The sequence below is a fragment of the Geodermatophilaceae bacterium NBWT11 genome, assembly GCA_014218215.1.
GTDB lineage: Bacteria > Actinomycetota > Actinomycetes > Mycobacteriales > Geodermatophilaceae > Klenkia.
In genome coordinates this window covers 1,062,167-1,082,424 of sequence record CP043652.1, presented here as the reverse complement: position 1 = coordinate 1,082,424, position 20,258 = coordinate 1,062,167, and the positions used below count along the sequence as shown (strand labels likewise).

Sequence of the window (20,258 nt, the reverse complement as noted above, 5' to 3'; positions counted from 1 at the left end):
AGGTCGCGGGCGCCCTCGACCGGCTGGGTGAGGACGCCGTGGTCGACCAGACCGGCCGCACCGTCGGCCACCTCGCTGAGCAGCTCGGCGAGCTCGGTGAGGTCGTAGCGGTCCTGGTCGGCGGGCAGCGGCCGGGTCTCGGTGGCGGCGACCTCGGGCCAGGAGGCGATCTCGGTCAGGTCGTGCCCCTCGTCGCCGGCGATGAAGGCCGACAGCTCGGCGGGGGTGCCGAAGAGGAACACCTCGCCGTCGCGGCCCAGGAAGCGGGCCTCGTCGTCGACGTAGCAGCGCAGGGTCAGACCCGCGCCCTCGGGGACGACGACCTCGACGGGCAGGATGCCGACGCCCTCCCAGAAGCCCGCGGCAGCGGCCACGGCCGCCGGGGAGGCGGTGAGCCGGCTCCCGCTGATGGTGCTCGTGGGGGTGGGGACGACAGCGGCCACCTCGACGTCCTCGTCCTCGGTGTCGTCGTCCCCGTCCACGTCGGCGGCCTCGGCGTCCTCGGGCTCGGCCGCGCGGGACTGCGACTCCTCGCTGGCCGACGGGTAGTCCGCGACGTCCACGGTGCCGGCGCCGGTCCAGTCCAGGTGCTCGTCGACCTCCTCGACGACGTCCTCCCAGAGCTCGTCGACCGAGCTGCCCAGCTTGATCCAGGACTCCTCGCCGGTGCGGCCGACGAACGCCTCGACGCCTAGGCCGAGCATGGCGACCTCGGGCTGGGCCATCAGCTCGGCGACGGACTCGAAGGCGGTCTCGTCGTCCTCGGAGTCGTCGTCGGTCTCGTCGTCCTCGTCGGGTGCGGTGTCGCAGCACTCGGCGATCCGGCCGACGACGTCGAAGGTCGCGGCGAGCTCCTCCACCGCCCAGCGGTCGGGGTTGTCGGCGACGACGTCGTAGACCCCGTCCAGGTCGAACCGGTGGTCCTCGTCCGGGGTGAGGTCGGCGGCACCCAGGCCGGCGACGACCGGCCAGACCGGGTGGTCGGACAGGTCGTGGTCGGTGCTGCTGCGGCAGAACGCGGCGAGCGCGGCCGGGGTCGGGAAGAGGTGCACGGTGGCCGTCTCGCCCTCGGAGTTGCCGAGGAAGGCCTGCCACTCCTCGCCGTCCTCCTCCCACGGAGGAGCCCACAGCGTGTAGCCCGTGCGGTCGTCGAGGGTGAGGGCGATGGGGACGATGCTGGGCCTGGCCACGGGGTCATCCTGCCGTGTCCGGCTGTGATCAGCCCTACCGGTCGCCCTGCGGGGTCCGCTTCTCCCGCCAGACCGTGGCCACGAGGACGACGGCGCCCACCATCACGACCGCCCCGATGCCCGCAGCGGCGTCCATGCCGGCGCTGAACGCCTCCTGGGCGCTGGTGGTCAGCGCGGTCGCGGTGTCGGCCGGCAGCCGACCGGCGACGTCCACGGCGCCGCCCAGCGTGCCGGCAGCGGTGGCATCCGCGCCGTCCACGCCGGCGGGCAGCACGAGGCGGGCAGTGTAGACCGCACCCAGCACGCTGCCCAGCACGGCGACCCCGAGGCCGGTGCCCAGCTCGTAGGCGGTCTCGCTGACCGCGCTGGCCTGCCCGGCGCGCTCGGCCGGTGCGGCGGTGAGGATCGCGTCGTTGGTCAGCGTCTCCGACAACCCGGCGCCGGCGGCGACCAGACCGAACGCCAGCACGACGACGAGGACGTCGGAGTCCGGGCCCAGCCGGGTGGCCACGACGTACCCGGCCACGCCGAGCAGCAGCCCGGTGACGACCAGCCAGCGCACCGGGACGACCTTCGCCAGCGGGACCGCAGCCAGGCCCGCGAGCACCGAGGCGATCAGACCCGGCACGAGGAGCAGGCCGGCGTCGAGTGGGCCGACGCCCAGCACGAGCTGCAGGTACTGCGAGGTGATGAGCAGCAGGCCGGTCAGGGCGGCGATGCTGAGCAGGTTGGCGCTGATGGCGGCGGTGACCACCCGGGAGCGGAACAGTCGCAGGTCCATCAGCGGGTCGCGGCCGGTGAGCTGGCGGCGGACGAAGGTGATCCCGCTGGCCACGCCGAGCACGGCCGCGCCCACGCTGGTCACCGACACCTCGCCGGTGGCCAGGGTCTTGATGGCGTAGACCACCGGCAACATCGTGGTCAGCGAGAGGCCGACGCTGACCAGGTCGAGCCGACCGGGGGAGGGGTCGCGGGACTCGGGCAGCAGCAGGGGTCCGACCACCAGCAGGGCGGCCAGCACCGGCACGTTCACCAGGAAGACCGAGCCCCACCAGTAGTGCTCGAGCAGCCAACCGCCCAGGATCGGGCCCAGGGCGGCGCCGCCGGAGAACCCGGCGGCCCAGACCGCGATGGCCAGCCGACGCTGCTGCCGGTCCAGGAACAGGTTGCGCAGCAGGGAGAGCGTCGAGGGCATCAGGGCCGCGCCGAAGAGACCCTGCAGGGCCCGGGCGGCGATCAGCCAGCGGATGTCGGGGGCGTAGGCGGCCAGCACCGATGCGATGCCGAACCCGGCGGCGCCGATCAGCAGCATCCGACGCCGGCCGAACCGGTCGCCCAGCGTGCCGGCGGTGATCAGCAGACCGGCGAGCACCAGCGGGTAGACGTCGACGGCCCAGAGCAGCTCGGTGCCGCTGGGCACCAGGGCCCGGGTGATCGAGGGGACGGCGAAGGTCAGCACCGTCCCGTCGACCGAGACGAGCAGGACCGGGAGCATCAGCACGGCGAGGCCGAGCCACTCCCGTCGTCCGGCGCGGGGGGTGGTGTTCTCGACCGGTGTGCCGGCCGTGGCGGTACTCATCGTGTCCTCGGTCCTGTGGGTGTCACTCTACCGTCCAGACGGTACAGTAACGAACCGTGCCGCGACCGTCGAACCGTGCCCGCCTGCTGGACGCCTACGAGGAGCTCCTCGTCAGCGGCGTCGGCGCGACCGTGACGCTGGACGCCGTCGCGGCCGCCGCCGGGGTCTCCAAGGGCGGGCTGCTCTACCACTTCCCGAGCAAGGACGCCCTGGTCGACGGGGTGGCCGAGCGGCTGGGTGAGCACGTGGCCGCCGACGTCGAGGCGCTCGGCTCGGCCCCCGAGGGGCCGGTCGCCTACTGGCTCACCACGTCGACCGCCGACGCCCAGGGCGAGCTGACCCGCACCTACCAGGCCACGCTCCGGTTGGCCGGCGCCGGGCACGCCGCAGCCCGGACAGCCCTGCTGGAGGCCGACCGGGCGTGGTCAGCCGCCCTGGAGGCCCGGATCGCCGACCCGGTGCTGGCCCGACTGGTCCGGCTGGTGGGCGACGGGCTGTACCTGGAGGGGCTGGCCGGGCTGCCGACGCGGGGTGACACCCCCGCGCTCGTGGAGCTGCTGGAGCAGGTGCTCCGCTAGATCCCGATCGGGTGCCAGACCGTCTTGGTCTCCAGGAACGGGGTCATCCGGTGCAGGCCGGGGTCGGCGGTCCAGTCGGTCTCCTCGACCGTCGTCCGCAGCACCCGCTTGAGCGTGCCGGCCGCCGAGCGCTCCAGCTCCATCGCCACCGCGCCGGACGTGCCGGCCAGGTCGATGCCGTCGACGTCGGCGTGCTCGGCCAGCCAGGGGCCGATCTCGACGGCGTCGCCGGTGAGCAGGTTGGCCACCCCGCCGGGCACGTCGGAGGTGGCGAGCACCTCCGACAGCGTGATCGCCGGCAACGGCCGGTCCAGCGAGCTGACCACGACGGCCGTGCACCCGGTGGCCAGCACCGGCGCCAGCACGCTGACCAGCCCGAGCAACGAGGACCGCTGGGGCGCCAGCAGCGCGACCACCCCGGAGGGCTCCGGGATCGAGAAGTCGAAGTAGGGCCCGGCGACGGGGTTGGTGCCCCCCAGGACGGCGGCGAGCTTGTCGGTCCACCCGGCGTACCAGACCCACCGGTCGATCGCGGCGTCCACGGCGGCCCGGGCCTTCGTCGCCGACAGGCCCTCGCCCGCGGCGACCTCGTCGGCGAACTGCGCCGCGCGGCCCTCCATCACCTCGGCGACCCGGTACAGCACCTGGCCCCGGTTGTAGGCGGTCGCGGTCGACCACCCGGCGAACGCACCTCGGGCGGCCACGACGGCGTCCCGGGCGTCCTTGCGCGAGGCCCGCGCGGCGTTGGCCACGAAGCGCCCGCGGCTGTCGGCGACCTCGTAGGTGCGCCCGGACTCCGAACGGGGGAACTTCCCGCCGACGTACAGCTTGTAGGTCTTGCGCACGGCCAACCGGTCGCTCATCAGGACTCCTTCAGGTACGCGCGCAGGCCGATGCGGCCACCCTCGCGGCCGTGGCCGGACTGCTTGTAGCCACCGAACGGCGACGTCGGGTCGAACTGGTTGAACGTGTTGGCCCAGACGACCCCGGCCCGCAGCTGGTTCGCGATCGACAGGATCCGCGAGCCCTTCTCCGACCAGATGCCGGCCGAGAGCCCGTAGAGGGAGTTGTTCGCCTTGGCGACGGCCTCGTCGGGGGTGCGGAAGGTCAGCACCGAGAGCACCGGGCCGAACACCTCGTCCCGGGCGATGCGGTGCGCCGGCGACACGTCGGTGAAGACCGTCGGCTTGAACCAGTTGCCGCGCTCGGGCAGCTCGCCCGCGGGCTGCCAGAGGTGGGCGCCCTCGGCCTGGCCGATGCCCACCAGCTCCCGGATCCGGGCGAGCTGCTCGGGGGAGTTGATCGCCCCGATGTCGGTGTTCTTGTCCAGCGGGTCGCCCACCCGCAGCGTGCCGATCCGGCGCTGCAGCGCCGCGACGACCTCGTCGTGCACCGACTCCTGGACCAGCAGCCGTGAGCCCGCGCAGCACACGTGGCCCTGGTTGAAGAAGATGCCGCGGACGATGCCCTCGACGGCCTGGTCGACCGGGGCGTCGTCGAAGACGATGTTCGCGGCCTTGCCGCCCAGCTCCAGGGTCAGCGCCTTCTGCGTGCCGGCGATCGAGCGGGCGATCTGCTTGCCGACCTCGGTCGAGCCGGTGAAGGCCACCTTGTCGACGTCGGGGTGCTCGACGACGGCGCGGCCGGTGTCCCCGGCGCCGGTCACGATGTTGACCACCCCCGGCGGGAGGTCGGCCTGCTGGCAGACCTCGGCGAACAGCAGCGCGGTCAGCGGGGTGGTCTCGGCCGGCTTGAGGACGACGGTGTTGCCGGCCGCGAGCGCCGGGGCCACCTTCCAGGCCAGCATCATCAGCGGGAAGTTCCACGGGATGACCTGCCCGGCCACGCCGTGCGGGCGGGGGGCGGCGCCCAGGCCCACGTGCTCGAGCTTGTCGGCCCAGCCTGCGTGGTAGAAGAAGTGCGCGGCGGCCTGGGGCACGTCGACGTCGCGGGACTCGGTGATCGGCTTGCCGTTGTCCAGGGTCTCGAGGACCGCGAACTCCCGGGCCCGCTCCTGCAGCAGCCGGGCGATGCGGAACAGGTACTTGCCGCGATCGGCCGGGCGCATGGGGCCCCAGACCCGGGTGAAGGCCCGGCGGGCGGCGCGGACGGCGCGGTCGACGTCGGCGTCGGTGCCCACCGCGATCTCGCTGAGCACCTCCTCGGTCGCGGGGTTCACGGTCTGCAGGGGCGTGCCCTGGCCGGCGGTGAACTCGCCGTCGACGAACAGCCCGTAGCTGGGCCGGACGTCGACGACCGAGCGGGACTCGGGGGCAGGGGCGTACGCGAAGACGCTCGTCATGTCAGTCCACCGAGACGTGGTCGGGGCCGGAGTAGTGGCCGGTGCGGAGCTTCTGGCGCTGCAGGAGCAGGTCGTTGAGCAGGCTGGAGGCGCCGAAGCGGAACCAGTCGGGGGAGAGCCAGTCCGACCCGGCCACCTCGTTGATCATCACCAGGTGCTTCACGGCGTCCTTGGTGGTCTTGATGCCGCCGGCGGGCTTGACGCCGATCTGGATCCCGGTCGCGGCGCGGTAGTCGCGGACCGCCTCCAGCATCACCAGGCAGACCGGCAGGGTCGCGGCGGGGGACACCTTGCCGGTCGAGGTCTTGATGAAGTCACCGCCGGCCAGCATCGCCAGCCACGAGGCCCGGCGCACGGCGTCGTAGGTGCGCAGCTCCCCGGTCTCCAGGATCACCTTGAGGTGGGCAGACCCGCAGGCCTCCTTCACCGCGACGATCTCGTCGAACACGTCGAGGTACCGGCCGGCCAGGAAGGCGCCCCGGTCGATGACCATGTCGATCTCGTCGGCGCCGTTGCCCACGGCGTCCCGCACGTCGGCGAGCTTGACCGCCCGGCTGGCCCGCCCCGACGGGAACGCGGTGGCCACGGCGGCGGTGTGGATGCCGGTGCCGGCGAGGGCCTCGGTGGCGACGCCGGCCAGGTCGCCGTAGACGCAGACCGCGGCGACGGCCGGGCAGCCCGGGTCGGTCGGGTCGGGTCGGCGGGCCTTGGCGGCCAGCGACCGCACCTTGCCCGGGGTGTCGGCGCCCTCCAGCGTGGTCAGGTCGACCATCGAGATGGCGGTGTCGATCGCCCAGGCCTTCGCCGTCGTCTTGATCGACCGGGTGCCCAGCTGGGCGGCGCGGGCCTCGGCGCCGACCTGGTCGACGCCGGGCAGGCCGTGCAGGAAGGACCGGAACGCCGACTCCGAACGGGTCACGTCGGCGAACGCGTCCGGGGTCGTCCGTGGCGGCACCGCAGCGGGCGCCGAGGGGTCGAGCGCGGTGGTCATGCCGGCCATCATCCCCGACGGCTGGGTCGCCGGGACCACGGCCGTTACCGTTCCCCCGTGCAGCTGACCGTGGTCGACCACCCGCTCGCCCGTGCCCGCCTGACCCGCATGCGGGACGAGCGCACCGACAACGCCGCGTTCCGCGCCGCGCTGCGGGACCTCGCCGAGCTCCTGGTCTTCGAGGCCACCCGGGAACTGGCGGTCGAGGAGTACGAGATCACCACCCCGGTGACCACGACGACGGGCTACCGGCTGGCCGCCCCGCCGCTCATCGTCCCGGTGCTGCGCGCCGGGCTGGGCATGGCCGACACCGCGCACTCGCTGCTGCCGGAGTCCCAGATGGGGTTCGTCGGGCTGGCCCGCAACGAGGTCACCTTCGAGCCCGAGGCCTACATGGCCTCGCTGCCGGAGTCGCTGGTCGATCGCGAGGTCTTCGTGCTGGACCCGATGCTGGCCACCGGCGGCTCGCTGGTGCACTGCTGCTCGCTGCTCACTGCGCGGGGCTGCACCTCGATCACGGTGCTGTGCGCGCTGGCGGCGCCGGAGGGCATCGCCCGGCTGGAGGAGAGCGGCCTGCCGCTGCGGGTGTTCACCGCCAGCATCGACGAGGAGCTCAACAGCAACGCCTACATCGTCCCGGGCCTCGGTGACGCCGGCGACCGCCAGTTCGGCGCCGTCTGATGCGCTTCGCCGTCCTGGGCAGCGGCTACTGGGCGCGCACCGTGCACGCCGCGTCGCTGCACGCGCACCCCGACGCCGAGCTGGTGGGCGTCTGGGGCCGATCGCAGGAGAAGGCGCAGGCCGCGGGCGCGGAGTTCGACGTCCTGGGCACCGACGACCTCGACGCGCTGCTGGCCGACGTCGACGCCGTCTCGATCTCGCTGCCGCCGGACGTGCAGCCCGACATCGCGGTGCGCGCCGCCGAGGCCGGCTGTCACCTGCTGCTGGAGAAGCCGATCGCGATGTCGCTGCCAGACGCCGAGCGGGTGGTCGCCGCGACCTCGGCCGCCGGGGTCGCGTCGGTGGTCTTCCTGACCTACCGCTTCCGGACGTCGACGCACACCTGGCTGGACCAGGCCTCCCGGTCGGCGCTGGTCGGCGGACAGGTCACCTGGCTGGCCGACACCTTCGCCCCGGGCAGCCCGTTCCGGGAGTCGGTGTGGCGGGCCCGGCCGGGCGCCCCGCTGTGGGACCTCGGCCCGCACGCGCTGTCGCTGCTGACCCCGACCCTGGGGCCGGTCGTCGCCGCGCAGGGCACCCGCGCCGCCGACGGCACGGTCAGCGTCCTCCTGGAGCACGAGGGTGGGCCGACCAGCACGATGACCCTGTCGGCGACGGCGTCCCCGCTGGCCGCGGGGGAGGACTTCTGGGTGCACGGCGACACCGGCCGCCTGGTGCTCCTGCCCGAGGACGGCGCCACGGCGCACGAGGCGCACGCGGTGGCCGTCGACGAGCTGACCGCCGCGGCGCTCACCGGCGGGGCGCACCCCTGCGACGCGGCGTTCGGCCGGGACCAGGTGCGGGTGCTGGCGGCCGCCGAGCAGGCCGTGCAGAGCGGCACCCGCCAGCAGGTCTGACCGCGGGAACCGGCTGCCCGCCCGTACGTTCCACTCGAGAGACCGGCACATCGACAGGGGAGACCCGTGGACTTCTGGACCTGGTACGTGCGCCGAGGGCGGATCACCCGCCGCGCGTTCTGGCTGCACTACGTGGTGCCGCTGCTCCTGCTGTCGGCACTGGCGCTGGCCGCCGACGTGTCCTTCGGCTACACGTCGCTGGAGCCCAGCACCGCCGCGGACGGCTCGCTCGTCCCGGCCGTCATCGAGTACGGCCCGTTCGTCATCGTCACCGGCATCCTGACCGTGCTGCCCTCGATCACCGCCCAGGTGACCCGGATGCACGACCAGGGCCGGTCGGGTCTGTGGGTGCTGCTGAACCTGGTGCCGGTGTTCGGGCAGTTCGCCGTGCTGGGCATGTGCGGGTTGGTGCCGACCCAGCCGACGCCCAACCGCTACGGCCCGGTGCCGGACGCCAGCGGGTCGGCCCTGCCGTTCGCGCCGGGCACCACCCCGCCGGAGACCACCCCCGGCGGTCGCCAGATCTGGTCGCCGCAGCCCGGCACCGAGGACCGCCCGCCGGCCCCCGGTCCGTGGACCCCGGGCCCGCAGGACCGCGCCCCGGACTACCCGCCGACCGACTGGCGCTAGGTCAGAGCCCCAGGGCCGTCGCCATCTCCCCGCGCAGCCGGGTGAGCTCGGCGTCGGCCCGGGTGCGGGCGGCCGGCACGTCGGCGCGGTCGGCGACCGGGACGACGACCTCCAGGTAGGCCTTCAGCTTCGGTTCGGTGCCGCTGGGCCGCACGACGACCCGCACGCCCTCGCCGAGCAGCCGCACCCCGTCGACCGGGGGCTCCAGCTCGCGGAGGTCCTCGAACGCCACCTCCCGGTCCAGCAGCGCCACGGGGGGCCTCGCGCGGACCCGGGCCATGGCGTCGTCGATCAGCGTGAGGTCCTCCACCCGCACCGAGAGCTGACCGGTGGCGTGCAGCCCGTGCTCGGCGGCCAGCTCGTCGAGCCGGTCGAGCAGGGTGCGGCCCTGCGTGCCCAGGTCGGCCGCGAGCAGCGCGACCGCGAGCGCCGCGGAGACACCGTCCTTGTCCCGGGCCACCTGGGGGCTGACCGCGTAGCCCAGCGCCTCCTCGTAGCCGTAGACCAGCGGGGCGTCCTCGGAGCCGGCGCGGATGATCCACTTGAAGCCGGTCGGGGTCTCGGCCGCGGGCTGGCCGTGGCCGGCGGCGACCCGGCCCAGCAGCGACCCGCTGACCAGGGACCGCGCGTACGTGCCGGCCACCCCACGACGGAGCAGCGCGTCGGCGAGCAGCACGCCCACCTCGTCACCGGTCAGCTGTCGCCCATCGCAGACCACCGAGCAGCGGTCGGCGTCGGGGTCCTCGGCGATCGCCACGTCGGCGCCCACCCGCTCGGCCAGGGCGCTGAGCAGGTCGACCGCGCCGGGCTCCTCCGGGTTGGGGAAGGCCACCGTCGGGAAGTCCGGGTCGGGGTGCTCCTGCTCGGGCACCGCGTGCAGCTCGGCGAACCCGGCGGCGGCGAACACCGCGCGGGTGGTCGTCGTGCCGACGCCGTGCATGGCCGTGTAGGCGACGACGAGCCGGCGGCGGGCCTCGGGGTCCACCCGGGCCGGGCCGACGGCCGCGACCACGGCGGTGACGTAGTCGGCCTCGACGTCGTCGCCCAGGGTGGTCCAGTCGTCGCTGCGGGGGAGCTCGCGAGCCGGGCCGCAGGCGGCGATGGCCGCCTCGATCTGCCGGTCGGCGGGCGGGACGAGCTGTGCGCCGTCGTCGAGGTAGACCTTGTAGCCGTTGTCCTGCGGGGGGTTGTGGCTGGCGGTGACCATCACCCCGGCGTCTGCTCCGAGGTGCCGCACGGCGAACGACAGCACCGGGGTGGGCAGCGGGCGGGGCAGCACCTGCACGGCGAACCCAGCGCCGGTGAGCACCTCGGCGCTGATCCGGGCGAACTCGTCGGAGCGGTGCCGGGCGTCGTAGCCGATGACGACCCCGCGACCACCCCGGCCCTCGGCGACCAGGTGGGCGGCCAGGCCGGCGGCGGCCCGGGCGACGACCGCGGTGTTCATCCCGGCCGGCCCGGCCCGCAGCGGGCCGCGCAGACCTGCGGTGCCGAAGGCCAGGGGGGCGGCGAACCGGTCGGCGAGCTCGGTGTCGGCACCGGCGTCCAGCAGGGCCTGCAGCTCGGCGCGGTCACCCGGGTGCGGGTCGTCGGCGATCCACTGCTCGACCACGGCCCGGTCCACCGCCGCGCTCACGAGGGGTCGGCCTGCTGCGCCCGGGCGGCCACCGCGTCGATGGAGAAGTCCGGGCCGGCGTACTCCCCGCCGAGCCGGTCGTGCTCGACGGTGCCGGGGGTCGGCTCGCCCAGGGCGCTGGTGATCGCCTCGGCGTACATCTCGGCGTCGTCGGTCGGCTCGTAGCCCAGGGCGCGGGCGGAGGTCAGGTCCCACCAGGCACGGGTGTTGGCCGAGACCCCCCACACCACGGCGAAGCCGGGGCTGGGGGCGGTGAGCGCGGCGTCGACGAGGGCGACGGTGTCGTCGGGGGACAGCCAGGTGGACAGGTGCCGGGGCGCCCGCGGCTCGGGGAGGGCCGAACCGATCCGCAGGCACACGACGTCCAGGCCGTAGCGGTCGACGTAGAGCGAGCCGAGTGCCTCCATGGCGACCTTGGACACCCCGTAGAAGGTGTCCGGACGGGGTTGGGCGTCGGTCTGGGCGTTCGCCACCCGCGGGGACATGCCGGTGGCGTGGTTGCTGCTGGCCAGGACGACGCGGGGCACGCCGGCGCGGCGGGCGGCCTCGAGGGCCACGTACGTGCCCTCGATGTTGGCGTGGCTGATCGCGGCCCAACTGGACTCGGTGGCGATGCCGGCCATGTGCACCAGGGCCGAGGCGCCCTGGGCGGCGTCGGTGACCGCAGCCAGGTCGGTGGCGTCGGCGACCAGGTGCTCCTCGCCGGGCCGGGTGTCGGTGACCGGTACGACGTCCAGGCAGCGCAGCGCGTGGCCGCGCTCGGGCAGTCCGCCGCGCAGCAGCGTGCCGATGTACCCGGCGGCCCCGGTGAGCAGGACGGGGCCGCTCATGCCGGCAGCTCCCCGATGAAGCGGACGAGGAACTCGCCGAGCCGGCCGGCGGCGGCCTTGCCGGCCTCGAGCACCTCGACGTGGTCCAGGGCCTCCCCGGTGATGCCGGCCGCGGCGTTGGTGACCATCGAGAGGCCGACGACCTCGACCCCGGCGGCGCGGGCGGCGATGGCCTCCAGCGCGGTGGACATGCCGACCAGGTCGGCGCCCATCGTGGTGAGCATCCGGATCTCGGCCGGGGTCTCGAAGTGCGGGCCGGGCAGGGCGGCGTAGACGCCCTCGACCAGCGTCGGGTCGATCCGCTGGGCGATCTCGCGCAGCCGGCGGGAGTACAGGTCGGTGAGGTCGACGAACGTGGCGCCGACCAGCGGGGAGCGGGCGGTCAGGTTCAGGTGGTCGCTGATCAGGACGGCCTGCCCGACGGTGTGGTCGGGGGAGAGGCCGCCGGCGGCGTTGGTGAGCACCACGGTGCGCACCCCGGCGGCAGCCGCCGTCCGGATGCCGTGCACGACCGGGTCGACTCCACGGCCCTCGTACAGGTGGGTGCGGCCCAGGAACAGCAGCACCCGGGTGTCACCGACCCGCACCGAGCGGATCTCCCCGCCGTGCCCGGTGACGACCGGGGCGGCGAAGCCGGGCAGCTCGCCGATGGCGACGCTCGCCTCGGCCGGGCCGAACGCGTCGGCGGCCGGGGCCCAGCCCGACCCCATGACGACGGCGACGTCGTGCTCACCGCCGAGCGCCGCCGTCAGGTCCGCCGCGGCGCGGGTGGCCAGCGCGGCGGGGTCGGTGGGGGAGGTCTCGGGAGGGGTCTGGCTCACGTCCAGGACGCTAGCCCAGGGGGGTGACAGTTCGGACCGGCCCGTTTCCACACCCGGCGCATGGTCCTCGCCGTCCCTACACTCGCCCGGTGCAGATCCCCTTCTCCTCCTCCGAGCGGTCGAGCCTGGGGGTCGAGTGGGAGCTCCAGCTCATCGACCGCGAGACCCGCCAGCTCACCTCGGGCGCCAACGAGATCCTCGCCGAGCTCAAGCCGGCCGACGCCGACGAGCACCCCAAGGCCAAGCACGAGCTGCTGCAGTCGACGATCGAGATCATCACCGGCATCTGCGGCACGGTCGCCGAGGCCAAGGCCGACCTGGCCGGCACGCTCGCCGAGGTGGTCGAGGCCGCCGACCGGCGCGGCCTGGGGCTGATGTGCGCGGGCACCCACCCGATGACCGACTGGCAGACCCAGCAGATCTCGCCCAAGGAGCGTTACGCCCAGCTCGTGGAGAAGATGCAGTGGCTGGCCCGCCGGCTGCAGATCTTCGGCGTCCACGTGCACGTCGGCGTCCGCTCCCCGGACAAGATCATCCCGATCGTGAACGCGCTGTGCGCCTACATCCCGCACTTCCTGGCGCTGTCGGCGTCCTCGCCGTACTGGGTCGGGGCCGACACCGGCCTGGCGAGCGCCCGCTCGAAGGTCTTCGAGGGCATGCCGACGGCGGGGCTGCCTTACCAGCTCAGCGGCTGGGACGGCTTCGAGCGCTACATGGAGACGCTGATCTCGACCAACGCGATCGAGAGCGTCCGCGAGGTGTGGTGGGACATCCGCCCGCACCCGGACTTCGGCACCGTCGAGCTGCGCATCTGCGACGGCCTGCCCACTCTCGACGAGATCGGTGCCGTCGCCGCCATGGCCCAGTGCCTGGTCGAGCAGTTCGACCGGGAGATCGACCGTGGCTACACGCTGCCCACCCCGGCGAGCTGGATCCTGCGGGAGAACAAGTGGCGGGCGGCCCGCTACGGCCTGGACGCCGAGATCATCGTCGACGACCGCGGCACCGTCCGGCCGGTCAAGGACGCGCTGCGCGACCTGGTCGAGGAGCTGACCCCCACCGCGCGCCGGTTGGACTGCGTCGAGGAGCTCGGTGACGTGCTGCGGATCATCGAGGTCGGTGGCTCCTACGAGCGGCAGCGCCGGGTCGCCGAGGCGAACGACGGCCGACTCGAGCCGGTCGTCGACAGCCTGCTGGCCGAGATGCGCGACGGGCTCCCGGCGGCGTGAGCGCCCCGGAGACCGTCGACCGCTGGGTCGAGGCGCACCACGACGAGCTCGTCGGCGTCCGTCGGCACCTGCACGCCCACCCCGAGCTCGGCTTCGTGGAGCGGGAGACCACGGCGTTCCTGGAACGACAGCTCCGGCAGGTCGGGCTGACCCCGCGGCGGTTGCCCAACGGCACCGGGCTGGTCTGCGACGTCGGCTCCGGGGGGCCGGTCGTCGTGCTGCGCGCCGACATCGACGCACTGCCGCTGCCCGACCTCAAGGACGTGCCCTACCGCTCCACTCGCGAGGGCATGTGCCACGCCTGCGGGCACGACGTGCACACCACGGTGCTGCTCGGCGTCGCGCAGGCCCTCGCCGAGCTGGACGCGCTGCCGGGCACCGTGCGGGCGGTGTTCCAGCCCGCCGAGGAGCAGGTGCCCGGCGGCGGCCTGGAGGTGGTGCGGTCCGGCGTGCTCGAGGGCGCGACGCGGGCCTTCGCGCTGCACTGCGACCCGTCGGTGCCGGTCGGCCGGGTGGGCCTGCGCACCGGGTCGATCACCGCGGCCTGCGACCGCCTCGAGGTCACGCTCACCGGGCCGGGCGGGCACACCGCCCGCCCGCAGCTCACCGTCGACCTGGTGCACGCCCTGGGTCGGGTGGTCACCGAGGTGCCCGGACTGCTGTCCCGCCAGGTCGACCCGCGGGCGGCGATGTCGCTGGTCTGGGGCGCGGTCACCGCCGGTGTCGCGGCCAACGCCATCCCGGAGACCGGGCAGCTGCGCGGCACGGTGCGGGTGCTCGACCGGGACGTCTGGGACGGCGCCGAGGAGCTGGTCCGCCGCCTGATCCGCCAGGTCGGGGAGGCCTCGGGCGCCGAGGTCGACGTCGACTACGTGCGGGGGGTGCCACCGGTGGTCAACGACCCGCGCGGGGTGGCCCTGCTGCGGTCGGCGGCGCTGGAGACGGTGGGGTCGGAGAACGTGGTGCTCAGCCCGCAGAGCATGGGCGGGGAGGACTTCGGCTGGTTCGCCGAGGTGCTGCCGATCGCCCTCGCCCGGCTCGGCACGCACGGCGGGGGAGCCCCGCTGGACCTGCACCGCGGCACCTTCGACGTCGACGAGCGGGCCATCGGGGTCGGCGTCCGGCTGCTGGCGCGGACGGCGCTGCAGGCGCTCGCCGCCGACGCGCAGCAGCCGGTGCCCGCCCGGTCGTGACGGTCACCACAGCCGCTCCGGACGGCGTTGTCGGAGGGCTGCGGTAGACACTGCTCGAACACGCCCCGAGCAGTGAGAACGGTGACCCGACGATGAGCCACCCCTCCCCGGACGTCGCGACCGACACGGTCGAGGCACCCGACGAGCCGACCGCTCCGGACGAGCTGACGCTCGCCGCGGACTTCCCGGCCGCCACCCGCGAGCAGTGGCGCGACCTGGTCGCCGCCGTGCTCCGCAAGGCCGGCCGGGAGGAGCTGCCCGACCCCGTCGAGGACGCGCTGCGCCGCACCGTCGCCACCGGGGTCGACGTCGCACCGCTGTACACGGCTGCCGACGTGGCCGACCTGCCCGGCACCGGGGCGCCCGGCGTCCCGCCGTTCGTCCGGGGCAGCCGGGTCGTCCGGCCCGCCCCCTCGGCCGCGGACGACCAGGCCGCCGGCGGCGGCATCCCGGCCGGCTGGGACGTGCGGCAGCGGCACGCCGACCCCGACGTGGGGACGACGAAGGAGGCGATCGCCGCCGACCTCGAGCACGGCGTGACCTCGCTGTGGCTGGTCGTCGGCGACGGTGCCGTCCCGGTCGGCTCCCTCGGTGACGTGCTGGCCGACGTGCTGCTGGACCTGGCTCCGGTGACCCTGCAGGGCGGCGTCCCGGCGGCCGAGGCGTTCCTGGACCTGGTCGAGGGCCGCACCGACCTGGCCCCGGGCGGGTCGTTGGGGCTCGACCCGCTCGGCGTGCAGGCCACCTCCGGTCAGGAGCAGGACCTCTCCGGACTGGCCGACCTGGCCCGCCGGGCGGCCGCGCACGGCGACCTGCGCGCGGTCGTCGTCGACGCGACCGTGGTGCACGACGCCGGGGCGACCGCGGTGGAGGAGCTGGGCTGCGCCCTGTCCGCCGCGGTGGCCTACCTGCGGGCACTGACCGACGGAGGGCTCACCGTCGACGAGGCGGCCGCACAGCTGGAGTTCCGGTTCGCGGCGACCGCCGACCAGTTCACGACCATCGCGATGCTGCGCGCCGCGCGCCGGCTGTGGGACCGGGTGGGCGAGGTCGCCGGCGTCTCCGCCGAGCTGCGGGGCATGCGCCAGCACGCCGTCACCTCCTCGGTGATGACCACCCGGCGCGACCCGTGGGTCAACATGCTGCGCACCACGGTGGCCTGCTTCGCCGCCGGCGTGGGCGGGGCCGACGCCGTCACGGTGACCCCGTTCGACGCCGCGCTCGGGCTGCCCGACGCCTTCGCCCGGCGGATCGCCCGCAACACCCAGGCGCTGCTCACCGAGGAGGCACACCTGGCCCGGGTGCTCGACCCGGCCGGTGGCTCCTGGTACGTCGAGTCGCTGACCGACGCCCTCGCCCACGCCGCCTGGGCGTGGTTCACCGAGATCGAGCGAGCCGGCGGGTACGCCGCTGCCCTCTCCTCGGGCCTGGTGCACGAGCGGGTCGCCGCGGCGTGGGCGGCCCGGTCGAAGCGGCTGGCCACCCGGCGCGACCCGGTCACCGGGGTGAGCGAGTTCGCCAACCTGGACGAGCAGCTGCCCCGGCGTCGTCCTGCGGCCGAGGCTCTGCCCCCCGGGCCGGGCGGGCTGCCGCGGGTGCGGGCCGCGGGCGCCTTCGAGGAGCTGCGCGACCGGTCCGACGAGCCCGGCGACCGGCCGGCGGTGTACCTGGCGACCCTGGGGAAGCCCGCAGCGCACACGGCCCGGGTGTCGTTCGCGTCCAACCTCTTCCAGGCCGGCGGGCTGGCCACCCCCACAGGTGACGGAGCGTCCGGCTTCGCCGAGGCCGGGACGACGGTGGCCTGCGTCTGCGGGTCCGACCGCGACTACGCCGACGCCGCCGGGCTGGTCGCCGAGCTGCGGGCGGCCGGGGCGACCCGGGTCTGGCTGGCCGGCAAGCCGGAGCTGGCCGTCGACGGCGTGGACGGGTACGTCTTCGCCGGCTGCGACGCGGTCGACGTCCTGACCACCACCCTCGACGAGCTGCTGGGAGCATGGTCATGAGCACGGTCCCCGACTTCGGATCCGTCGAGCTGGGCCGCGCCCAGGACGCCGGCAGCGCCGCCGACTGGGCGGCCGCCTTCGAGGCGCACACCGGTCGGCCGGTCGGTGAGGCGGTGTGGGAGACCCCCGAGGGGATCGCCGTCCCGCCCCTGCTGACCGAGGACGACCTCGCGGGCCTGGACTTCCTGGACGGCTACCCGGGCGTCCCGCCCTACGGCCGCGGGCCCTACCCGACGATGTACACCACCCAGCCGTGGACGGTCCGGCAGTACGCCGGGTTCTCCACCGCGGCGGCGTCCAACGCCTTCTACCGGCGCAACCTGGCGGCCGGGCAGAAGGGGCTGTCGGTCGCCTTCGACCTGCCCACCCACCGCGGCTACGACTCCGACCACCCGCGGGTGCCCGGCGACGTCGGCATGGCCGGGGTGGCCATCGACTCCATCTACGACATGCGCCAGCTCTTCGACGGCATCCCGCTGGACCGGATGAGCGTCTCGATGACCATGAACGGCGCCGTGCTGCCGGTGCTCGCGCTCTACATCGTCGCGGCCGAGGAGCAGGGGGTGGCCCCCGAGCAGTTGAGCGGGACCATCCAGAACGACATCCTCAAGGAGTTCATGGTCCGCAACACCTACATCTACCCCCCGGGGCCCTCGATGCAGGTGATCAGCGACATCTTCGCCTACACCTCGCAGAAGATGCCGCGCTTCAACTCGATCTCGATCTCCGGGTACCACATCCAGGAGGCCGGGGCGACGGCCGACCTGGAGCTGGCCTACACGCTCGCCGACGGCGTCGAGTACCTGAAGGCCGGCCGGGACGCCGGGATGGACGTGGACTCCTTCGCGCCCCGGCTGAGCTTCTTCTGGGGCATCGGGATGAACTTCTTCATGGAGGTCGCCAAGCTCCGGGCCGGGCGACTGCTGTGGGCCAAGCTGGTGGAGCGGGAGGGCGCGAGGAACCCCAAGTCGCTGTCGCTGCGCACCCACTCGCAGACCTCGGGCTGGTCGCTGACCGCGCAGGACGTCTACAACAACGTGGTCCGCACCTGCCTGGAGGCGATGGCAGCGACCCAGGGGCACACCCAGTCGCTGCACACCAACGCCCTCGACGAGGCGCTCGCGCTGCCGACGGACTTCTCCGCGCGTATCGCGCGCAACACCCAGCTGCTGCTGCAGCAGGAGTCCGGGACGACGCGGGTCATCGACCCCTGGGGCGGATCGGCCTACGTGGAGAAGCTGACCCACGACCTGGCCCGCAGGGCCTGGGCGCACATCGAGGAGGTCGCCGCGCACGGCGGGATGGCGCAGGCGATCAGCGACGGCATCCCCAAGCTGCGCATCGAGGAGGCCGCGGCGCGCACCCAGGCCCGGATCGACTCCGGCCGTCAGCCGGTCATCGGGGTGAACAAGTACCGGGTGGACGCCGACGAGGCGATCGAGGTGCTGCGGGTCGACAACGCCGACGTGCTCGCCCAGCAGGTGCAGCGGCTGAAGGAGCTGCGCGCCGAGCGCGACCAGGCCGCCTGGGACACCGCGCTGTCGCGGCTGACCGACGCCGCGCGGGCCGCCGCCGAGGGCACCCGCGGGTCGGGGCTGGAGGACAACCTGCTCGCCCTGGCGGTGGACGCCGCACGGGCCAAGGCCACCGTCGGGGAGATCTCCGACGCGCTGGAGGCCGTCTACGGCCGGCACGCCGGACAGGTGCGCACCATCTCCGGGGTGTACCGCGAGGAGGCAGGGGAGTCCGGGCCGATGGCCGAGACGCGCGCGATGGCCGAGGAGTTCGCCGAGGCCGAGGGGCGTCGTCCGCGCATCCTGGTCGCCAAGATGGGCCAGGACGGCCACGACCGCGGCCAGAAGGTCATCGCCACGGCGTTCGCCGACCTCGGCTTCGACGTCGACGTGGGCCCGCTGTTCCAGACCCCCGACGAGGTCGCCCGGCAGGCCGTGGAGGCCGACGTGCACGTGGTCGGGGTGTCCTCGCTGGCCGCGGGCCACCTGACCCTCGTGCCGGCGCTGCGGGACGCCCTGGCCGAGCTCGGTGCCGACGACGTGTTGATCGTGGTCGGCGGGGTCATCCCGCCCGACGACGTGCCGACCCTGAAGGAGATGGGGGCGGCCGCGGTGTTCCCGCCCGGCACGGTGATCGCCGAGGCCGCGCAGGAGCTGCTGCGGGAGCTGTCCGGGCGACTCGGGCACTGATGGACGTCCCTGCCCTCGTCGAGGGGGTCCGGGCCGCCGACCGCCGGTCGGTGGCCCGGGCGATCACGCTGGTCGAGTCGCGCCGGCCTGACCACCGGGAGCGGGCCCAGGAGCTGCTCGTCGAGCTGCTGCCGCACACCGGGGGAGCGCGCCGGGTCGGGATCAGCGGGGTGCCCGGGGTCGGCAAGTCCACCTTCATCGACCAGCTGGGGGTCGACCTCACCGCGGCCGGGTCGAAGGTCGCCGTGCTGGCCGTCGACCCGTCGTCGGCGCGCTCGGGTGGGTCGATCCTGGGGGACAAGACGCGGATGTCCCGGCTGTCGGTCGACCCGCACGCCTTCATCCGGCCCTCGCCCACAGCCGGCACCCTGGGCGGGGTCGCGCAGGCCACCCGGGAGTCGATGGTCGTCGTGGAGGCGGCCGGCTACGACGTGGTGCTGGTGGAGACCGTCGGGGTCGGGCAGTCCGAGGTCACCGTCGCCGAGATGGTCGACACCTTCCTGTTCCTCACCCTGGCCCGTACCGGCGACCAGCTGCAGGGCATCAAGCGCGGGATCCTGGAGATCGCCGACGTCATCGCGGTCAACAAGGCCGACGGCCCGTCCGCCGGGGACGCCCGGAAGGCCGCCCGCGAGCTGGCCGGGGCGATCCGGATGCTGCGCGGGCAGGACGACTGGGACGTCCCGGTGCTGACCTGTGCCGGGCTCACCGGTGAGGGTCTGTCCGAGGTGTGGGCCCAGGTGGTCGCGCACACCGAGCGGCTGCGCGCCTCGGGGGAGTTCGACCGCCGACGGCAGGCCCAGCAGGTCCGCTGGACGTGGCAGCTGGTCCGGGACGGACTGGAGGCGCGGCTGCGGGAGCACCCCGGCGTCCGGTCGTCGTCGAAGGACCTGGAACGGCGGGTGCTGGCCGGCGAGCTGACCCCGGCGCTGGCCGCCCGCGAGCTGGTCGCGACGTTCCTGGCCGACCCGCCGGCGGTCGAGGTCTAGCGACCGAGCGAGCGGCACTCCCGGGAGCGCAGGTCCACGACGTAGTCGTCCGGGGCGCCGGCGGCCTCGGCGGCGTCGGCGAGCACGCCCAGGTAGCGCGCCGAGGGCAGCCCGCCCTCGAAGGCGTCGAGCACGTAGACGAACGCCACGACGTCCCCGGCCAGGGTGTGCACCCGCAGGTGCAGCTTGCGGTAGAGGCCGTGGTCGGCGCCCTCCCAGGCGTCCAGGGCGGCCTCGTCGGCGGCGGTGAGGTCGTAGAGGGCGACGAAGACGCCGGTGTCGGACTCGTCGGCCGGGACCAGGGTCGCCAGCGCGCCCTCCCAGCCGAGCTCCTCGGCCCCGAAGGTCAGCCGCCAGCCCTGCACCCAGCCCGTGCCGGTGTGCGGGGAGGACGGGCAGCGCTGCAGCATCTGCGCCGGGTCCGAGTTGGAGCCGTACGCCGCGTAGAGGCCCACGCGGCGACCCTACGGGCGCCCGCCCCGGTGTGGTGAGCCCGACCCGGGGTG

General features: G+C 74.4%; 17 protein-coding genes and 1 pseudogene. 10 read left to right on the top strand and 8 right to left on the bottom strand.

All coding sequences use genetic code 11. The annotated features are described in order from the left end of the window. The first annotated feature begins 436 nt into the window (after positions 1 to 436). Positions 437 to 649: pseudogene (locus F1C76_05065) on the top strand (hypothetical protein). A gap of 575 nt (positions 650 to 1,224) precedes the next feature. On the opposite strand, the gene F1C76_05060 reads toward F1C76_05065, so the two are convergent. Continuing rightward, positions 1,225 to 2,769 (bottom strand): MFS transporter, encoded by a 1,545-nt coding sequence (locus tag F1C76_05060; GenBank protein QNG36038.1) that lies wholly within the window; start codon positions 2,767 to 2,769, stop codon positions 1,225 to 1,227. An 83-nt stretch (positions 2,770 to 2,852) separates the two neighbouring features. On the opposite strand from F1C76_05060, the gene F1C76_05055 reads away from it, so the two are divergent. Beyond that, positions 2,853 to 3,347, top strand: coding sequence for a TetR/AcrR family transcriptional regulator (locus tag F1C76_05055; protein ID QNG39025.1), 495 nt, complete (start codon positions 2,853 to 2,855; stop codon positions 3,345 to 3,347). On the opposite strand, the gene F1C76_05050 is transcribed toward F1C76_05055, so the two are convergent. From F1C76_05050 to deoC, 3 genes are read right to left on the bottom strand one after another with little or no spacing between them, the layout of a single operon-like run. After that, positions 3,344 to 4,210, bottom strand: a complete 867-nt coding sequence (locus tag F1C76_05050) for an aldehyde dehydrogenase family protein (GenBank protein QNG36037.1) — start codon at positions 4,208 to 4,210, stop codon at positions 3,344 to 3,346. The genes F1C76_05055 and F1C76_05050 overlap by 4 nt on opposite strands. Then, positions 4,210 to 5,649 carry an aldehyde dehydrogenase family protein gene (locus F1C76_05045; protein QNG36036.1) on the bottom strand — a complete coding sequence of 480 codons (1,440 nt, stop codon included), beginning with the start codon at positions 5,647 to 5,649 and terminating at the stop codon, positions 4,210 to 4,212. The genes F1C76_05050 and F1C76_05045 overlap by 1 nt, the downstream gene beginning before the upstream one ends. Position 5,650: 1 nt before the next feature. After that, entirely contained in the window at positions 5,651 to 6,640 is a 990-nt protein-coding gene (gene deoC, locus F1C76_05040) for a deoxyribose-phosphate aldolase (protein QNG36035.1), read from the bottom strand. A gap of 57 nt (positions 6,641 to 6,697) precedes the next feature. Between deoC and F1C76_05035 the strand changes: the two genes are divergently transcribed. From F1C76_05035 to F1C76_05025, 3 genes are all read left to right on the top strand, one after another. After that, positions 6,698 to 7,321, top strand: coding sequence for a uracil phosphoribosyltransferase (locus F1C76_05035; GenBank protein ID QNG36034.1), 624 nt, complete (start codon positions 6,698 to 6,700; stop codon positions 7,319 to 7,321). After that, entirely contained in the window at positions 7,321 to 8,217 is an 897-nt protein-coding gene (locus F1C76_05030; GenBank protein QNG36033.1) for a Gfo/Idh/MocA family oxidoreductase, read from the top strand. Before F1C76_05035 ends, F1C76_05030 begins: the two co-directional genes overlap by 1 nt. Before the next feature lie 66 nt (positions 8,218 to 8,283). Continuing rightward, complete coding sequence (locus tag F1C76_05025; protein QNG36032.1) at positions 8,284 to 8,847, top strand: DUF805 domain-containing protein; 564 nt, start codon at positions 8,284 to 8,286, stop codon at positions 8,845 to 8,847. 1 nt (position 8,848) lies between these two features. On the opposite strand, the gene F1C76_05020 is transcribed toward F1C76_05025, so the two are convergent. From F1C76_05020 to F1C76_05010, 3 genes are read right to left on the bottom strand one after another with little or no spacing between them, the layout of a single operon-like run. Then, positions 8,849 to 10,483 (bottom strand): phospho-sugar mutase, encoded by a 1,635-nt coding sequence (locus F1C76_05020; GenBank protein QNG36031.1) that lies wholly within the window; start codon positions 10,481 to 10,483, stop codon positions 8,849 to 8,851. Further along, complete coding sequence (locus F1C76_05015) at positions 10,480 to 11,313, bottom strand: NAD(P)-dependent oxidoreductase (GenBank protein ID QNG36030.1); 834 nt, start codon at positions 11,311 to 11,313, stop codon at positions 10,480 to 10,482. The genes F1C76_05020 and F1C76_05015 overlap by 4 nt, the downstream gene beginning before the upstream one ends. After that, positions 11,310 to 12,134, bottom strand: coding sequence for a purine-nucleoside phosphorylase (locus F1C76_05010; protein QNG36029.1), 825 nt, complete (start codon positions 12,132 to 12,134; stop codon positions 11,310 to 11,312). The genes F1C76_05015 and F1C76_05010 overlap by 4 nt, the downstream gene beginning before the upstream one ends. Positions 12,135 to 12,223: 89 nt before the next feature. Here F1C76_05010 and F1C76_05005 point away from each other — a divergent pair, with 89 nt between their 5' ends. The 5 genes from F1C76_05005 to meaB all read left to right on the top strand — a co-directional run bounded on the left by F1C76_05005 (position 12,224) and on the right by meaB (position 19,752). Next, positions 12,224 to 13,363 carry a glutamate--cysteine ligase gene (locus F1C76_05005; protein QNG36028.1) on the top strand — a complete coding sequence of 380 codons (1,140 nt, stop codon included), beginning with the start codon at positions 12,224 to 12,226 and terminating at the stop codon, positions 13,361 to 13,363. Next, complete coding sequence (locus F1C76_05000; protein ID QNG36027.1) at positions 13,360 to 14,556, top strand: amidohydrolase; 1,197 nt, start codon at positions 13,360 to 13,362, stop codon at positions 14,554 to 14,556. The genes F1C76_05005 and F1C76_05000 overlap by 4 nt, the downstream gene beginning before the upstream one ends. A gap of 92 nt (positions 14,557 to 14,648) precedes the next feature. Next, complete coding sequence (locus F1C76_04995; GenBank protein ID QNG36026.1) at positions 14,649 to 16,559, top strand: methylmalonyl-CoA mutase; 1,911 nt, start codon at positions 14,649 to 14,651, stop codon at positions 16,557 to 16,559. Beyond that, the gene (scpA, locus tag F1C76_04990) at positions 16,556 to 18,763 is read left to right on the top strand and encodes a methylmalonyl-CoA mutase (GenBank protein QNG36025.1); all 2,208 of its coding nucleotides are present in this window, start codon (positions 16,556 to 16,558) and stop codon (positions 18,761 to 18,763) included. The genes F1C76_04995 and scpA overlap by 4 nt, the downstream gene beginning before the upstream one ends. Next, positions 18,763 to 19,752 carry a methylmalonyl Co-A mutase-associated GTPase MeaB gene (meaB, locus tag F1C76_04985; protein QNG36024.1) on the top strand — a complete coding sequence of 330 codons (990 nt, stop codon included), beginning with the start codon at positions 18,763 to 18,765 and terminating at the stop codon, positions 19,750 to 19,752. The genes scpA and meaB overlap by 1 nt, the downstream gene beginning before the upstream one ends. Here meaB and F1C76_04980 read toward each other — a convergent pair. Continuing rightward, positions 19,749 to 20,207 (bottom strand): gamma-glutamylcyclotransferase, encoded by a 459-nt coding sequence (locus F1C76_04980; protein QNG36023.1) that lies wholly within the window; start codon positions 20,205 to 20,207, stop codon positions 19,749 to 19,751. The genes meaB and F1C76_04980 overlap by 4 nt on opposite strands. Between the last annotated feature and the right edge of the window lie 51 nt (positions 20,208 to 20,258).

What these genes read in the sequence shown, in the direction of transcription:
- F1C76_05030 (QNG36033.1), top strand. Translation starts at nt 7,321, where the DNA reads ATGCGCTTCGCCGTCCTGGGCAGCGGCTACTGGGCGCGCACCGTGCAC.
- meaB (QNG36024.1), top strand. Translation starts at nt 18,763, where the DNA reads ATGGACGTCCCTGCCCTCGTCGAGGGGGTCCGGGCCGCCGACCGCCGG.
- deoC (QNG36035.1), bottom strand. Translation starts at nt 6,640, where the DNA reads ATGACCACCGCGCTCGACCCCTCGGCGCCCGCTGCGGTGCCGCCACGG.
- scpA (QNG36025.1), top strand. Translation starts at nt 16,556, where the DNA reads ATGAGCACGGTCCCCGACTTCGGATCCGTCGAGCTGGGCCGCGCCCAG.
- F1C76_05015 (QNG36030.1), bottom strand. Translation starts at nt 11,313, where the DNA reads ATGAGCGGCCCCGTCCTGCTCACCGGGGCCGCCGGGTACATCGGCACG.
- F1C76_05045 (QNG36036.1), bottom strand. Translation starts at nt 5,649, where the DNA reads ATGACGAGCGTCTTCGCGTACGCCCCTGCCCCCGAGTCCCGCTCGGTC.
- F1C76_05050 (QNG36037.1), bottom strand. Translation starts at nt 4,210, where the DNA reads ATGAGCGACCGGTTGGCCGTGCGCAAGACCTACAAGCTGTACGTCGGC.
- F1C76_04995 (QNG36026.1), top strand. Translation starts at nt 14,649, where the DNA reads ATGAGCCACCCCTCCCCGGACGTCGCGACCGACACGGTCGAGGCACCC.
- F1C76_05060 (QNG36038.1), bottom strand. Translation starts at nt 2,769, where the DNA reads ATGAGTACCGCCACGGCCGGCACACCGGTCGAGAACACCACCCCCCGC.